The sequence below is a fragment of the Bacillus sp. LSHTCR4 genome, assembly GCF_057197025.1.
The window spans coordinates 688,425-704,957 of the sequence record NZ_JBXUNO010000002.1 but is presented as its reverse complement, the minus strand read 5'-3'; the positions used below and the strand labels follow the sequence as shown (position 1 = coordinate 704,957).

General features: G+C 36.1%; 18 protein-coding genes. 4 read left to right on the top strand and 14 right to left on the bottom strand.

Translation table 11 applies throughout. The features are described 5' to 3' along the window. A partial coding sequence (cpdB, locus tag AC2CGR_RS17420; RefSeq protein WP_484481027.1) for a bifunctional 2',3'-cyclic-nucleotide 2'-phosphodiesterase/3'-nucleotidase occupies positions 1–2,129 on the bottom strand: 2,129 nt, incomplete at its 3' end. Positions 2,130–2,495: 366 nt separating this feature from the next. Here cpdB and AC2CGR_RS17415 point away from each other — a divergent pair. Both AC2CGR_RS17415 and AC2CGR_RS17410 read left to right on the top strand, forming a co-directional pair. After that, on the top strand, positions 2,496–3,275 hold the full coding sequence (locus tag AC2CGR_RS17415; protein WP_087966108.1) for a GDSL-type esterase/lipase family protein: 780 nt from the start codon (positions 2,496–2,498) through the stop codon (positions 3,273–3,275). Positions 3,276–3,347: 72 nt separating this feature from the next. Next, positions 3,348–3,794 carry a MarR family winged helix-turn-helix transcriptional regulator gene (locus tag AC2CGR_RS17410; protein WP_000445817.1) on the top strand — a complete coding sequence of 149 codons (447 nt, stop codon included), beginning with the start codon at positions 3,348–3,350 and terminating at the stop codon, positions 3,792–3,794. Positions 3,795–3,818: 24 nt separating this feature from the next. Here AC2CGR_RS17410 and AC2CGR_RS17405 read toward each other — a convergent pair whose 3' ends face one another. The 7 genes from AC2CGR_RS17405 to argC form a co-directional block, all read right to left on the bottom strand. Continuing rightward, on the bottom strand, positions 3,819–4,013 hold the full coding sequence (locus tag AC2CGR_RS17405; protein WP_087966105.1) for a hypothetical protein: 195 nt from the start codon (positions 4,011–4,013) through the stop codon (positions 3,819–3,821). Positions 4,014–4,071: 58 nt separating this feature from the next. Then, a complete protein-coding gene (locus AC2CGR_RS17400; RefSeq protein WP_484481026.1) occupies positions 4,072–4,632 on the bottom strand; it encodes a DUF2062 domain-containing protein in 561 nt (186 codons plus the stop codon). A gap of 138 nt (positions 4,633–4,770) precedes the next feature. Beyond that, a complete protein-coding gene (argF, locus tag AC2CGR_RS17395; RefSeq protein WP_484481025.1) occupies positions 4,771–5,721 on the bottom strand; it encodes an ornithine carbamoyltransferase in 951 nt (316 codons plus the stop codon). 12 nt (positions 5,722–5,733) lie between these two features. Beyond that, positions 5,734–6,894 (bottom strand): acetylornithine transaminase, encoded by a 1,161-nt coding sequence (argD, locus tag AC2CGR_RS17390; RefSeq protein ID WP_484481024.1) that lies wholly within the window; start codon positions 6,892–6,894, stop codon positions 5,734–5,736. Next, positions 6,891–7,658, bottom strand: coding sequence for an acetylglutamate kinase (gene argB / locus AC2CGR_RS17385; protein ID WP_484481023.1), 768 nt, complete (start codon positions 7,656–7,658; stop codon positions 6,891–6,893). Before argB ends, argD begins: the two co-directional genes overlap by 4 nt. 11 nt (positions 7,659–7,669) lie before the next feature. Next, positions 7,670–8,893: a bifunctional glutamate N-acetyltransferase/amino-acid acetyltransferase ArgJ gene (gene argJ, locus AC2CGR_RS17380; RefSeq protein ID WP_484481022.1), complete on the bottom strand. Its 1,224-nt coding sequence runs from the start codon at positions 8,891–8,893 to the stop codon at positions 7,670–7,672. 10 nt (positions 8,894–8,903) lie between these two features. Continuing rightward, positions 8,904–9,941, bottom strand: a complete 1,038-nt coding sequence (gene argC / locus AC2CGR_RS17375; protein ID WP_087966092.1) for an N-acetyl-gamma-glutamyl-phosphate reductase — start codon at positions 9,939–9,941, stop codon at positions 8,904–8,906. A gap of 223 nt (positions 9,942–10,164) precedes the next feature. Between argC and AC2CGR_RS17370 the strand changes: the two genes are divergently transcribed. Continuing rightward, entirely contained in the window at positions 10,165–10,350 is a 186-nt protein-coding gene (locus AC2CGR_RS17370) for a YqzH family protein (RefSeq protein WP_087966090.1), read from the top strand. Between the two features lie 31 nt (positions 10,351–10,381). Here AC2CGR_RS17370 and AC2CGR_RS17365 read toward each other — a convergent pair whose 3' ends face one another. After that, positions 10,382–11,176 carry an SDR family oxidoreductase gene (locus AC2CGR_RS17365; protein ID WP_484481021.1) on the bottom strand — a complete coding sequence of 265 codons (795 nt, stop codon included), beginning with the start codon at positions 11,174–11,176 and terminating at the stop codon, positions 10,382–10,384. A 9-nt stretch (positions 11,177–11,185) separates the two neighbouring features. After that, on the bottom strand, positions 11,186–12,139 hold the full coding sequence (locus AC2CGR_RS17360; RefSeq protein ID WP_484481020.1) for an MBL fold metallo-hydrolase: 954 nt from the start codon (positions 12,137–12,139) through the stop codon (positions 11,186–11,188). A 165-nt stretch (positions 12,140–12,304) separates the two neighbouring features. Between AC2CGR_RS17360 and proI the strand changes: the two genes are divergently transcribed. Continuing rightward, positions 12,305–13,144 carry a pyrroline-5-carboxylate reductase ProI gene (gene proI / locus AC2CGR_RS17355; RefSeq protein ID WP_087966083.1) on the top strand — a complete coding sequence of 280 codons (840 nt, stop codon included), beginning with the start codon at positions 12,305–12,307 and terminating at the stop codon, positions 13,142–13,144. A gap of 52 nt (positions 13,145–13,196) precedes the next feature. Here proI and sdaAA read toward each other — a convergent pair whose 3' ends face one another. From sdaAA to rnz, 4 genes are all read right to left on the bottom strand, one after another. Continuing rightward, positions 13,197–14,075: an L-serine ammonia-lyase, iron-sulfur-dependent, subunit alpha gene (sdaAA, locus tag AC2CGR_RS17350; protein ID WP_087966081.1), complete on the bottom strand. Its 879-nt coding sequence runs from the start codon at positions 14,073–14,075 to the stop codon at positions 13,197–13,199. Positions 14,076–14,093: 18 nt separating this feature from the next. Continuing rightward, complete coding sequence (gene sdaAB / locus AC2CGR_RS17345) at positions 14,094–14,753, bottom strand: L-serine ammonia-lyase, iron-sulfur-dependent subunit beta (protein WP_087966079.1); 660 nt, start codon at positions 14,751–14,753, stop codon at positions 14,094–14,096. 45 nt (positions 14,754–14,798) lie between these two features. Beyond that, complete coding sequence (locus AC2CGR_RS17340; RefSeq protein WP_484481079.1) at positions 14,799–14,936, bottom strand: hypothetical protein; 138 nt, start codon at positions 14,934–14,936, stop codon at positions 14,799–14,801. A 560-nt stretch (positions 14,937–15,496) separates the two neighbouring features. Continuing rightward, positions 15,497–16,420, bottom strand: coding sequence for a ribonuclease Z (rnz, locus tag AC2CGR_RS17335; RefSeq protein WP_087966076.1), 924 nt, complete (start codon positions 16,418–16,420; stop codon positions 15,497–15,499). Positions 16,421–16,533: the final 113 nt, after the last annotated feature.

Genomic DNA, 16,533 nt, shown 5'->3' with positions numbered 1-16,533 from the left:
GTTGGATTTCCTCCATTATTTCCTTCACCTGTTGGTGGTGTTGTTGGATTTCCTCCATTATTTCCTTCACCTGTTGGCGGTGTTGTTGGATTTCCTCCATTATTTCCTTCACCCGTTGGCGGTGTTGTTGGATTCTCTCCACCAGTTTCCTTATCATCATCGTTCTTCTTCGTTATATCAATTGCATATTTAGCAAATTCATTCTCAGATGGTCCAACATATGATATGTTCCCATCTTTCTTTATATATTTTTGTGCATTTGGTGAAGAATCAAATGTTGTATTTAATTTATCTGCAACAATCGGTTTAAATGTCCAATTTTTATCTGCTGCCGGATTAATAACTGGTGTTTCTTGCATATACTTCACAATGATTTGACGTGTTTCATCTTGTGATTGATATACAACTTCCCCTTTACTTACACCTGGGAACGTTTGGCTACTTCCACGATAGTTATTTGTAGCAACGATGAACTCTTGATTGTCAGCTACTGGCTTACCTTCATATGTCATATTTATAATACGATTCGTATTTGCATTTACAACTTTTCCATCTTTATCGTATTTCGCCGGTTGTGTTACATCAATTTCGTATTTTAAGCCATCTAAAATATCGAAGTTATATGTAGGATAGCCTATATTTACTAATGGCTGTTCTTCTGTTTTCTTTGGATCAATTTGATTAAACTGACCTGCAGACATTTCAAGCCATTCTTTCACTTGTGCCCCATTTACTTTTACAGCATATAACGTATTTGGATATACATATAAATCTGCAACGTTTTTAATCGCTAACGTTCCAGCTGGAATATCCGTATAATATGTAGCACCGTTTCGGCCACCTGCTTTAAATGGTGCACCTGCAGATAAAACTGGAATTCCTTTATATTTGCTATACTGTCCATTTTCAGCAAATAACTTTTCTACATACCATTTCTGTGCATTTGTCACAAGTTGTACAGAAGGATCATCTTGTACCAATGAGAAATAACTATTAATTGGCGCTGTCGTTTTTCCTACAGCTGTATTCACATAATCAATTGTCGCTTGATGATCATCTTTAATTTCATTAACTAAATTTTGATCAGATTGTACGAGTGGATTTCCTTTACTATCAGCAATCGGACGAAGTTGCGGCTTCGATTGCTCTTTTTGTACTTCCCATTTTCCATTTACTTTTTTCAATTGCATATCAATAATACCTAAGTTACTTCCAAAGACACCAGGCATTACAACTGGAACACCATTAAATACGTCCTTCACTTCAGTATGTGAGTGTCCCATTAATACTGCATCTACACCAGGAACCTCTGTTAAATAATATGATGCGTTTTCCATACCAACGTTGTATCCACTCTTATCAACACCAGAATGCGCTAGTGCAACGATAACATCTGCACCTTCTGCTTTCATTTTTGGCACCATTTTCTTCGCAGTTTCCACAATATCTTTTGCTTTCACTTTTCCTTCTAAATTTGCTTTATCCCAGTTCATAACTTGAGGTGGAACGAATCCCATTACGCCAATTTTCACTTTTTGTTTTTGCCCTGTTTCATCTTCTACTTCTTTTTCAAAAACATGATATGGTTTAAAGTAGTTTTGATCGTTCTCTTCATTATTATCTTTATCATCTTTATAGACGTTTGAGTTAATAACCGGGAACTCTGTTTTACTAATTACTTTGTTTAAATAGTCTAAACCGTAGTTAAATTCATGATTCCCAAGAGAGATGACGTCATACTTCATTAAATTCATTAAACGATATAATGGATGTGTATAGCTAGGATCCACAGGCTTCTTCGGATCATTTATTTTATTCGCTACATAATCTCCAAGCGGTGTCCCTTGTAATGCATCCCCATCATCAAATAGGACAGAGTTCTTCGCTTCGTCACGCGCTTTATTAACAAGTGTTGCAGTTTGCACGAGACCTACCTTATTATCTGTTTTCGTTTGATAATAATCATAATTCATTAAGTTAACGTGAATATCTGATGTTTCTAGAATTCGTAAGTTAACTGTACTCTCCCCAGCTTTCTCATCCGCATGAGCTGTTGTTGGCAATACTTGCGGCGCTATTACACCAATAGCAAGAGTTGCTCCAGCTAGCATTTTTTTTGACTTTTTCACAAAAAATCCCCCTTATACAATTACCAAAGAATAATGAAATGAATTTCTATCAGTCTCTAACCACATACCTTTTTTCTTCTATTAGATACACGATTTTCATTTCATCCTGCGCTAACGAGTAGTCCCCTTAAACAATCAATTGATGAAGACCAGCAATTAACGGGAGATAAAGCTCCCACTATGTAGAATTTTACCTTATCTGACATTATCATATATAATGTCCTTTCATATCGTCAATATTTTTTGACATACTTCTACAAATTTTCTGTGAAGTTATTGTAAACTTTTCATAAACATATAATATGCCCTTACATTGTTAATACTGCTGAATATGATACAATTACCAATTACAAGGAGGATGAATTTATGAAAAAAGTCATCTTAACAATTGTTTGTCTCCTCCTTCTAATCATTTCTTATTCTTATTTTGAAAAGAACGATGAGACAAAACAAAATGAACCCGAAGAAAAAACAGAAAGAACATCTACTCCAAGTTGGATTGATAAGCAAACAAACGACTCCTTTTATCATCTCGTACTAGGTGATTCGCTCGCCAAAGGATATGGATCGACACAAGGTGGATTTGCTGAATTAGCCTCTAAACAAATAGAAGCACAAATTCATAAACCAATTACTGTAGAAAACCTTGGGATAAACGGTCTTACAACAGATCGTCTCGCTAAAAAAGTTCAATCAGAAGATGTAAAGCAAAAAATTAGAGCAGCAAATATCATTACAATTAATATTGGGGGAAATAATTTATTTCGCTTAAATCGTGATGTCGGTGTTATAGATGGTATTAAAATGTTAAATAAAGAAAAAGCTCATTTTGAAGCGGATGTAAAAAATATTGTAAAGACAGTCCGAGATCAAAATCCGGATGCTTTACTCATTCTTTCTGAACTCTATAACCCGTTACAACTCGATGACTCCATCGCAAGTTATGCAGATATGTTTTTAGACGGCTGGAATGAATCCGTTTATTCCATTGCGAAAGCGAATCAACCATCTATCGTTTTGCCAATTCGTAAATTAATATCGAATGATAAAAAAGAATTGCTCTTTGACCAAGTACACCCAAATGATAAAGGCTATACGATTATTGCCGATTCATTTACAAAAAAACTGTTGGCCTACAAATATTAAAATTCCTATGAAACAATTCTATTTTTATAACATGTCTTTTTTGTTACAATGAGAGTGGAAGGGGGCCTTTATATGGAATCACGCGAGTGGGAACGTATTGTTGATCATCTTCTTTCGCTAGTGCCTCTTTTTTATCGCAAATTTATGCTTCCTGGAGAATTTTCTTCTCAAAGACATATGCCGCCATCACATACACAAGTATTACTGCTTCTGCATGAAAATGGCACATTAGCAGTTTCCGAAATCGGCAAGCGGCTAGCGATTTCACGGCCTAACATGACACCTCTATTAAACAAACTGATTCAAGAAGAACTAATAGAGCGTCACTATAGCGAAAAAGATCGACGGGTCATTTTAATTTCCCTAACAGCTGAAGGGAAATTGTTAGTAAATCAGTATCAGCAATTCATTTTAGACAAACTAAAAGAAAATTTTCAAACATTATCTGAGGAAGAACGTGAAAAGCTCATTCACTCTCTTCAAACCATTCAAAATTTAATTTTGAAAACAAACGCATAAAGCTGCTTCTAAATAGAAGCAGCTTTATGATTCGTAATAATTACCATAATATACATTTGAATATGGCCATGTCGTTAAATATGGTTTTTGATCTTGCGCAGGTTGTTGCGATGGTATTTGCGGTAGTTGTTGTCGATATAATTCGTATTGCCTACTCGTATCATAAACCGGATAATAATTTACATATGGATATACTTGAGGTACGTAATAATAATACATTCATTCTCTCCTCCTTTTTCTTAAACATATTCAAAGGAGAAAATGAGTGTGACACTCTTTATATTTGCATGAGTGGTTCTCTCACTCTTTTCTTTCTGTTCTTCAAACGTAACTTACGGTTCTTTTCATATAAATAATGCACAACGAAATATGAAACTACACCAAACACACACCCTAAAATCGTCATACCAATTAATACATACACTTCACTCTGTAATAAGCTCTTTAATATCGTAAAAATGTGACTTGAAAACAATTCCGATATCGTAAAGGGTTCATGATGTATTTTTTGTACATGAAATGGATAAATCATTTTCCCTAGCGCATACGCAAGCGGAAATAAAACTACTGGGAGAAACGATATTTTTCCAATAATATTGCCAATAACCGCGGCAGGAAAAGATCCCTTTGCTAACCTGACAATTGGATAAAATATTAAATAGACGAGCGATGCCGTATATATAACCAACATCTCTAAACCAAAACCAATCGCAAAACCTAACGATACTTTCTTCGCTCCTTCTGGTGATCGAAGCAACTTATAATATTGAAACTTTAATATTCTCCACATCCGCTGAAAAAACGAATATGTTTTCTTAGTTGTTTTCACTCTCATCATCTCTTTAACTATATTTTTATACCTAGTATGCCCTTACACACTCCGAAAAACAAATTTCATTTTCTCTTTTATTATAGATGATATCGAAATGGTTAACTAAATATACATATGACATTTTAATATAAAAAAACCTCCCTTTTAGGAAGGCTCTTCTACATTTTTAAATAAACTCACTAATAACGCTTTTTGAGCATGCAATCGATTACCAGCTTGCTCAAAAACGATAGACTGCGGTCCATCTATAATTTCTCCTGTTACTTCTTCTTCACGATGGGCAGGTAAACAGTGTAAGAAACGATATGTTTGCTTCGCATGCTTAACAAGTTCGTTATTGATTTGATAAGGTTGAAATAAAGAATATTTCTCTTCTTCACCCTCTTGCCCCATGCTCATCCAAACGTCAGTATAAATGAAATCTGCTTCATTCACCGCTAATTCAGGATTATGCAAAACTTCAATTTCAGCTCCTGTTTCCTTGGCAATCGCTAACGCTTTTTTTACAATCTCTTCATTCGGTTCATATCCTACAGGCGTTGCAACAGTCATATGCATTCCGACTTTTGCACTCGCTAGCAACAATGAATGACATACATTATTTCCGTCACCTACGTAAGCCAATTTTATTCCTTTAAATGTATTTGTTTCTTCATATATTGTCATGAGGTCTGCCAATGCTTGACAAGGATGATGATCATCCGTTAAACCGTTAATAACAGGAATACTCGATTCTTTTGCAAGCTCTTCTACATCCGCGTGCGAGAATGTACGTATCATAATCCCGTCAATATAATGCGATAATACTTTCGCAGTATCTGAAACGGTTTCTCCTCTTCCCATTTGCATCTCTTTTCCACTTAAAAACATACCATGTCCCCCGAGCTGTACCATTCCTGCTTCAAAAGATACACGAGTACGAGTTGAATGCTTATCAAAAATAAGACCTAATATTTTGCCTTGCAGTAAAGGCTCTTGCTTATTCTTTTTTAAATATATTGCGAACTCAATTAAAGAAATAATTTCTTCTTTCGTTAATTCTTCTAGTGTTAAAAGGTCTTTCGTATTTAATTTCGGTACTTGTACAGTTGACATGAAAATTCCCCCTTATATGATTGATACATTTTTTGTACAAACTACTTTTTTTATTATATATACTGCCTGTTCTAACTCTTCATTCGTGACAATGAGTGGCGGTAATAGTCTTATAACATTAGGTCCTGCTTGTAATACGAGAAGTCCTTCTTCTTCTAGTTGTTCTATAAAACTTGCAACTTCATGCGTACATTCAATTCCAACCATAAGCCCCTTACCACGTATATTTTGAATACATTCGACATGTTGTAATTCCTCTTGCAACTTCTGTAATACGTACTCGCCCTTTTCTTGTACTTCTTTTAAAAACGATGGTCTTTTACTTACTTGCAATACTTCTTTCGCTGCAGCCATTGCAACATAATTCCCGCCAAACGTTGAGCCGTGTGATCCTGCAGTAAACGATGTTCCAAGTTCTTTCCTACCAATCATTGCTCCGACAGGAATCCCGTTTCCAAGTGCCTTTGCGACGGTAACGATATCAGGTTTTATTCCCATTTTTTCGTAAGCAAATAGTGTCCCTGTTCTTCCGATTCCTGTTTGGACTTCGTCTATAATAAATAAGGACCCGAACTTCTTACATAATGCTTCAATCTCTTTCAAAAAAGATAAATCAGCAGGTATGACTCCTCCCTCTCCTTGAACAACTTCTACCATTACTGCCGCAACTTCTTCATTCATTACTTCCTTGAGCGCCTTTATATCGTTAAATGGAGTATGTAAAAAAGACGGAAGGAGCGGACCAAATCCTTCTTTCACTTTATTTTGCCCCGTCGCACTCATCGTTCCAAATGTTCTACCGTGAAAAGACTGCTCACACGTTACGACGAGAGATTTTCCAGTATGCTTACGGGCTAGCTTCAAAGCTGCTTCATTCGCCTCTGCCCCGCTATTACAAAAAAACACATAATCTAATGCTGTATTTTCTGTTAATAATGAAGCGACTTCTTCTTGTAAGTTATTTGTAAACAGGTTAGATATATGCCATATATCATCAAGTTGCTCTTGTACACCTTTGAGAACAGTAGGGTGACAATGTCCTAAATTACATACGCCAATTCCTGATGTAAAATCTAAATATTCCTTACCTTTATTATCAATAACTTTCGTTCCTTTTCCCTTTACAAACTCAATCTTTCTTCTCCCATACGTTTGAAAAAGATGACTTGTCATGCAATACTCACGCCCCTCGTTACCGTCGTTCCGATACACTCACCTGTAACCTCGGTAAAATCCTTCGTCCCATTTACGATACTAACCTTTTGCACTCCCATTTTTAATGATGCTAGTGCTGCCTGTACTTTCGGAATCATCCCACCGGTAATAACACCGTTTTCTATAAAATTAACAATCTCAAATTCGTCGGTTTTCTTTACTAACCTTCCTTCATGTAATACCCCATCTACATCTGTAATAAAAATGAGTTCTTTTGCAGATAATGCGGCCGCAATTCCAGCGGCGGCGGTATCTGCATTTATGTTATAAATCTCATTATCATTTATGCCGACCGGAGCAATAACAGGAATATAATTCATATTTATTAATCCTTTTAGTAAGGCCGTTTCGACATACCTTACTTCTCCCACATAACCTATCTCCTCGCTGACAGGTTGAACTTGAAGTAAATTGCCGTCACACCCTGAACAACCTACAGCAAGTAAATTATGCTTTTGTAAATTCATTACGAGTTTTTTATTCGTACTTCCGCATAGCACCATTTGAACAACATCCATAACTTCTTTTGGTGTTACGCGTAATCCACCTCTTTTTTCTACGTTGATGTTACAATCTTTTAATTTGGCATCAATTTCTGGCCCACCACCATGGACAATCACTACTTTATACTTCTGCTGTAATGTCTTTATACAATCAAAAAACACATCATTTAATTGATTCAACATACTACCGCCGCATTTCACTACAATATAATTGCTCATCTTCCCTCTCCTTATGTACGATAACAAGCGTTTATTTTCACATATTCATAGCTTAAGTCACAGCCCCAAGCTGATCCTGTCTCTTCACCTAAGTGTAAGTACACATTAATCACTATTTCATCTTCTTGTAATCTCTCTGTCATTTCTTCTTCAGAAAATGTTTGAGGCTCACTATTTTTTAATACCGATATAGATTGAAGAGTAATGTCAATTGTATTCGGATGAATAGCTACTTCACTTTGTCCAATACTGCTAATAATTCGTCCCCAGTTTGGGTCTTCACCATGTATTGCTGTTTTCACAAGACTCGAACCGACTATTTGCTTTGCAATTTTTTTTGCCTCTTCATTCGTTTGAGCTCCTAGCACATTTACTTCTATTAACTTCGTAGCGCCTTCACCATCTTGCGCAATTTTTTTTGCTAAATCTTCACATACCTTCTGTAAAGCACATACGAAAGTTTCCCAATCTGTATGTTCCATATTTATCGGGCTTGTTTCTGATAATCCACTTGCCATAACGATGACCATATCATTCGTAGAAGTATCTCCATCTACCGTAATTTGATTAAATGTATGATTCGTAATTTGGGATAATGCTGTTTGCAATACGTCATGCTCTATATGAGCGTCTGTCGTAATAAAACTTAGCATCGTTGCCATATTTGGATGAATCATCCCTGAACCTTTCGCAACACCAGCAATCAGCACTTTCTCCCCATCAATCATCATCTCATAGCAAGTTTCTTTCGTGATAAGATCCGTCGTTAAAATTGCTTCAGAAAAAGAATGAGCTTCACTTTCTTCCTTCGTCGGTATAAGAGTTGCAACTCCCTTTCGGATTATATCCATCGGTAAAGGAACACCAATTACACCTGTTGAAGCTACTGCAACGTAATTTTCTTTCACTCGAAAATGTTCCGCCCCTAACGCGCGCATCTCGTATGCGTCTTGTAATCCTTGCATTCCAGTACAAGCATTTGCATTTCCACTATTGACGATAATAGCTTGTAATTTTCCCTCAGTCGTTATACTATCCTTCGTTACTTGCAAGGGAGCTGCTTGTATTTGATTTGTTGTATAAACAGCAGCACATGACGCTGGTGTATCGCAAACGATTGCCCCTAAATCCTTTTTCTCCTTTTTCAGACCAATTGCATTGCCAATAGCCGAGAAACCTTTTGGAGTTACAATCGAACCATTTTCTACTTTTGTAATAGACGCTACTTTAATCATCATGTCCCCCTTATAGATAGAGCGGCATATGTTGTAAGCCTGTTGTTTCTTCTAATCCCGCTACTATATTTGCATTTTGAATTGCTTGCCCAGCCGCACCTTTCATCATATTGTCTATAACAGAAACAACTGTCACTCTTCCTGTTCTTTCATCGTAAGCTATCCCCATATCACAATAATTTGAGCCCCTCACTTCTTTCGGACTTGGAAACTCTCCTTGCATGCGAATTCGAACAAAAGCCGATTGTTCATACACTTCTTCATATAATTTTTGAAGTTGTTCTATTTTCATTTCTCGTTTTACTTTCGCATAAAGTGTAACCATAATCCCACGTGATATCGGTATTAAATGTGTACTAAACGTGATTGGCTTCGTCTCCCTATTCCACTCCGCGAGCATTTGCTCAATCTCAGGAACGTGTTGATGCTCATTTACTTTATAAATACGCAAGTTATCGTATAACTCAGGAAAGTGAGTCATCGTTGTTGGCGTTTTGCCTGCTCCTGATACCCCTGATTTCGCATCAATAATAATTGAATCTTCTTCAATTATGCCGCTACGGACTAACGGCAATATCGCTAATAATGCAGCTGTAGCAAAACATCCCGGGTTTGCAATTAAATGTGCCTTTTGAATCTCAGTCCTTTTCCATTCACTTAACCCATACACTGCTTTTCTAAGAATTTCTTCTTTCGCTGCTGGCTTTTTATACCACAGTTCATATGACGAAGGATCTATCATACGAAAGTCTCCAGATAGGTCAATTACTTTTAAACCTACTGCTAATAATTTTGGCGTTAACTCTACTGATACTCCTGCTGGGGTTGCTAAAAATACAATTTCTGCTTCCTTCTCTATTTCCTTCACATCAATTTCTTGTAACGTATGAACAAGAACATTTTGAAAATGCGGATATACATTTGTTATACACTCGCCAACTTGTGAAAAAGAATGGAGAGATGCTATCGAAAAATATGGATGTTGCTCTAATAACCGAATTAACTCAATACCTCCATACCCAGTTGCTCCAATAATCGCGACTTTCATATGCTCCTCCTCATATCGATTCTTTAAATTAAGTATGATTATAATATTGTATATTTATAGAGTCAATTAAATATTTATAAATTTTATAAACTTAAAAAACTTAATTTTACTAGAAAAACAATATACACAACTGAATTTTTATACACACATATTGCATAGTAGTTTTTTCATTTCACTTCAAGTACAATAAAACAATACATACGTACATACAGGCGGGGAAAACATGAATGAAAAATTAATTGAGAAAATGATTATAAAAAGTTTTCAGCAATATCAATGTAATCCTATGTCAAATGAGGATCAGGAAATGCTAATTAAACATATTCAAACGATCATTCATTCAAATACTGGAATTGATGTATACGAGGCAGTTGAGGATATCGTTTACGATTATGTGACTGGAAAATAAAAAAAATAGGAGATTTCCATATGGAAATCTCCTATTTTTTACTTAATGATTTACCTGCAACACACTCAAATAAACCTGGGAATAAAGCATACAGTTTCGGACCAATGCCCATCCATTTCGGTAAGTTTACTTCACGCTTTTTCGTTTGCATCGATTTTACAATTTGCTCTGCTACATATGTTGGTTTTAACATGTATCGTCCCATATTTTTCACATATGTACCGGATTGATCAGCTATTTCAAAAAAGTTCGTATCTATCGGACCTGGATTAATTGCTGTAACATAAATATCTGTATTCGCTAATTCCATGCGTAAACTATTCGTAAATCCTAATACAGCATGTTTCGTTGCTGCATACGCACTTGATTTCGGAGTTGCAATTTTTCCGGCAAGTGAAGCAATATTAATAATATGTCCTTCGTTTCTTTTCACCATATAAGGTAGTACCGCTTTCGTACATGCTACTAATCCAAATACATTTACTTGGAACATATCTTTCACTTCACCCATTGACGTATCTTCAAACGTTTTAAAAATACCAAATCCCGCATTGTTTACTAATATATCAATACGTCCCACTTCTTGTAATACCTTTGAAAAAACAGATTGTACTTCCGTCTCTTCACTTACATCTAATACATAATAATAGCAAGGCGTATTATAAGTTTCTTTAATTTTGTCTGCTAACGCTTTTAATTTCTCTTCTGTTCTAGCCATTAATACTGGAGTCGCCCCCTGCTCTGCAACTTGCATTGCAACTTGCTCTCCAATTCCACTAGAAGCACCTGTAATGACGATTACTTTATTTTGTAAACGTCCCGTCATTGCTGTCACCTACTTTGCATAATAAATCAATTGTTGCGAAGATTCATCAATCATCACTTGTTGATTATATGCTAAAAAGTCTAATTGTCCAACCGTTTCTGAAATAGTAAGTGGCAATTGTTCCTTATACAATACCGGAAATAGTTTTACACATACTTCAAATGCTGTCATTGGTTTTTCCTTTAATAACTCAAGCACTTTAAATGCACGTGTTTCTTGCTTTTGTAATCTCGTTTCAATAAGTTGTTTCACATTTAGAACATCTTCTCCATGTCCTGATAAAATGCGCGAAATATTCATTTCACTTAAACGCTTTAACGTTTGATTGTATTGTAATAATGGGCGTGCCCTTTCTGTTTGTCCTTCATATGGTGGTTCTAATATTGGATTCGAAGAAATATGACTAATGAGAGCATCCCCGCCAATTAATATTCCATCAGATTCTCTATATAATGAAATATGAGTAGAAGCATGACCTGGTGTTTCAATCACTGTAAACCCAGGTAAAGAATCAATACGATCTCCCTCTCTCACAGTATGCGTTAACGATCTATTACAAGAATATTTCAATGTCCTTGTCGTCAATAACGCCTCGTCTTTCAAAAATGCTGCTGGAACACCAAATTGCAAAGCTGTCTCTCTAAAAAACTCATGATACCGCTTTAAAAATTCTGGATTTTGCGTAATCCAAGGCTCATTCCAAGGGTGTCCAATAATGTTCGTTTTCTCAGAAAATATATTTAAAAGCCCACAATGATCCGCATGATGGTGCGTAATGACTACTGTTTCAATATCTTCTATCGTATATCCTAATGCACCTAACTGACTTTCTAACGCATTTCTTGCCTCTTCTGTATTCGTCCCTGTATCAATTAATATTAATGTCTCCCCCTCAACTAAAAACACATTTACAGTTTCAACTGCAAATGGTACAGGAATCTCCATTCGGTGAATCGCCGTCATGCTTAGCCCCCCTGTCTCTTTCCGGTTCAAAAATGAATACTTCTTCAGTTTACAACTTCTATATATATTTGTCATTATTTTCAGATAAAAAGAGGTGTTCCCTATAAAAAAACGAATGTATGTACATTTATAAGAATTTCTAACCAAAATTAAAGGAGGAACATCATGTCTATTCAAAACATTTCCTTTCTCGGTGCAGGCTCTATCGCTGAAGCTATTATTGGTGGCTTGTTACATGCAAATGTTGTGAAAGCTGAACAAATTACTGTAAGTAATCGTTCTAACGAGACAAGGTTACAAGAGCTACATAAAAAATACGGCGTCAAAGGTACACATAATAAAAAAGAACTACTTACTGATACAACTATTCTTTTTCTAGCAATGAAGCCAAAGGATGTTGCAGAAGCGCTTACTCCTTTTAAAGAAGATATACATCATAACCTGCTTATTATTTCGTTATTAGCAGGTGTTTCTACTCATTCGATTAGAAATCTACTTCAAAAAGACGTCCCGATTATTCGTGCAATGCCAAATACATCTGCAGCTATTTTAAAATCAGCTACTGCTATTTCGCCTTCAAAACATGCAACAAAAGAACATATTCAAATTGCCATAGCTTTATTTGAAACGATTGGTCTCGTCTCTATTGTAGAGGAAGAAGATATGCACGCTGTCACTGCATTATCTGGAAGTGGGCCTGCTTATATTTATTACGTAGTAGAAGCGATGGAAGAAGCCGCAAAAGAAATTGGTTTAAAAGAAGATGTTGCAAAGTCACTTATTCTTCAGACGATGATTGGTGCTGCTGAGATGCTAAAAGCAAGTGCAAAACACCCTTCTGTTTTGCGAAAGGAAATTACTTCTCCTGGTGGAACGACCGAAGCAGGCATTGAAGTATTACAAGAACATAAATTTCAACAAGCACTTATTTCTTGTATTACACAGGCTACACAACGATCACATAATCTTGGGAAGACATTAGAACAACTAACAAAAGAAAAATAAAAAATGGAGCTCAATCTTACTTGAGCTCCATTTTTTTATAAATATATATTGTTTAGTTATTAGTCTTCCCAAAAATCTCTTCTTGCAGACGGCGACCAGTTGGTGTTGCTGCAAGTCCACCTTCAGCTGTTTCACGAAGTGCTACTGGCATCGTTTGTCCGATTCTAAACATTGCCTCAATGACTTCATCACATGGAATTGTACTCGTTACACCAGCTAATGCTAAATCAGCTGAAATCATCGCATTTGCAGCGCCGGCTGCATTACGTTTTACGCAAGGTACTTCTACAAGTCCTGCAACAGGATCGCATACTAAACCAAGCATGTTCTTTAATGAAATTGCCATCGCCGTAGCTGCCTGATCTTGTGTTCCACCAGCCATTTCAACTGCAGCTGCAGCCGCCATTCCACTTGCTGAACCAACTTCAGCTTGGCATCCTCCCGCTGCACCAGAAATACAAGCGTTATTCGCAACAACCATACCGAAAGCTCCTGCTGTAAATAAGAATTCAATCATTTCTTCACGTGTAGGCTGCAATTTTTCTCTTAGTGCAAATAGTACACCTGGCACTGTTCCAGCAGACCCTGCTGTTGGTGTTGCACAAATAATTCCCATCGCTGCGTTTACTTCATTTGTTGCAACAGCTTTACTCACTGCGTCCAAAATCGTATCTCCAGATAAGCCTTTTCCGCTATTCATATACGACTGAACTTTTACAGCATCTCCGCCAGTTAAACCAGTCGGCGATTTCACGCCGCGAATACCACGTTCTACTGCTTGCTCCATTACAACTAAATTCTTTTCCATACCAGCAATTACTTCTTCACGTGAAATACTTCTTGTTTCCATTTCACATTGAATCATAATTTCTGCGATTTTTACATTTTGTTCTTTAGCTTGCGCCACTAGTTCCGCTGCGTTCCGAAACATGGTGTGTCCCCCCTGCAATTATTCCATAATAGTTACTTGACAAATATTTTGTTGCGCGTTTATTTCTTCAATCACTTCATCTGCTAATAATTCATCTGTTTCGATGACCATAAGTGCTCTTCTTCCTTTTTCTTTACGAGAAACACTCATTGTACTAATATTAATTTCGTGTTTCGCAAGGATTGAAGCTACTGCTGCAATAGCACCAAAGCGATCGTTATTTACAATAAGTAGTGCCGGGCTCGTGCCTGATAATTGAAGATCGAATCCGTTTAATTCTACAACTTCAATTTTACCGCCACCAATTGAGCAAGCAACAACTTCAATTTCTTCTTCACCTTTATACAAACGAATTCTCGCTGTATTTGGGTGAGGTGCATTTGCATCTTCTTCAATGAATTCTACTTCGATTTTGCGCTCTTTTGCTATGTCTAGCGCTTCTGGAATACGTAAGTCATCTGTTTCAAACCCTAATATTCCACCGATCAGTGCTACATCCGTACCATGCCCTCGATACGTCTTTGCAAATGATCCATATAATGAAATGCTTACTCTTTCTGGTTCATGACGAAACAGCTGGCGAGCAACTTGCCCCATTCTTGCTGCGCCTGCTGTATGTGAACTTGATGGACCAATCATAACTGGACCAATAATATCAAATACTGAGCGATACTTCATTATAACTCCCCCTAAACCTCTATGAAAAAATTTTTTACTATTTTATTAAGCTACCAAATCGGTTGCTTTTCCAGTTGCATCACGAATTTGTTCCCATGTACGAATTGGATCGTTTTTGAATAACAGTGAAGCAATATATCCTGAAATAATACTAGTTATCATAATAAATAAGAAACTTAGCATTACCTTCATTTAAAAATAATATAAGATAATCTACAATAAAGTCTTGTAGCAATCCAAAGTTTAACACAGAACCCCTTACAAGCATAGCACAAACAAGTGAAACACCCATTGCTTTCATACCTTTTGATGCCTTAAAGCTAAAAAGTGAAAAAGACTTAATACGAATAATAGTAATGTCCTTCCTATTATAATTTCCATGTTACTCTCTCACAATTTATTCAACTTCACTTGTTATGATAAACGGCTCAAACACATGTAGCCTACAGTAAATTATAATCTGTCCTCATTATAGCTTGTTTTTAATAAAACGCTTACTTTTAATGAATTTTAAAAGTTCTGAATAACAATCCGTTTTTACTATTTGTACTACTCGTATGTCGTCTGACTTATATAACAGTTTTTCTAAACAATCGATACTATGTAGTTTCATCTTATATCTTTACATCATTAAAACTTTCTGTTTCATCCTATATAAGCATAAAATGATAACAGTTTTATTTTTAAATTTTTTTAGAAATAAAAAAATGGCAACCTTTCGTCACCATTTTTTCACAACATTATTATCTTTCCACTGGAAATGATTTTAAATCTGTAGCTATTTCTGTATTAGAAAATAGCTCTCTTGCCTCTTTCAATAATTCCTTATATGTATCTCCTTGATAACGAGAACTAATATGAGTCAATATTAATCGTTTTGCATTTGCCTGAAGTGCAATACTTGCAGCTTGCTTAGATGTGGAATGAAAATAGTCATATGCTTGTTGTTCATCTTCTGCCGCAAAAGTTGCTTCATGAACAAGTACGTCAGCGTCTTGTGCCAGCTCTCTACTCGCTTCACAATATCTCGTATCACCTAAGATAGTAATAATTCTTCCTTTTTGAGGTGGGCCGATAAACTCATTTCCATTTAATATCGTGCCATCCTCTAATTCAACTACTTCACCATCTTTTAAACGTTTAAAGATTGGACCTGGTTTCACACCCATCTCAAGCAACTTATCAACTAAAAGAGCACCTTGTATATCTTTCTCTACAATACGATATCCAAAGCATTCTATACCGTGTGATAATCTTTTCGTTTCTACATAAAATTCATTATCTTCAAATACGGTACCTTCTTCTGTTATCTCCACAACTTCAAGTGGATATTTCACATGTGTCGTACTTACCGATAATGCCACTTCAATAAATTGTTTAATTCCTTTCGGCCCATACACCGTTAAAGGCGTAGTTCCTCCTTGAAATGAACGGCTACCTAATAAACCAGGCAACCCAAAAATATGATCGCCATGTAAATGCGTAATAAATATTTTTTCAATGCGGCGCGGACGTACAGATGTATGTAATATTTGATGTTGCGTGGCCTCGCCACAATCAAATAACCAAGTTTGTCCTCGTTCTTCTAACAATTGTAAAGCAATTGCTGAAACGTTCCTTCCTTTTGAAGGAACACCTGCACCCGTTCCTAAAAATACAAATTCCACTTTCTTTCCTCCAGCTCTAAATATACTCTATCTCTCATCTTACGGAATGTTATTTCAAATGGCAAATTGAATTTACATAACCAAACATCTAGACAACTATATAACACGAACAT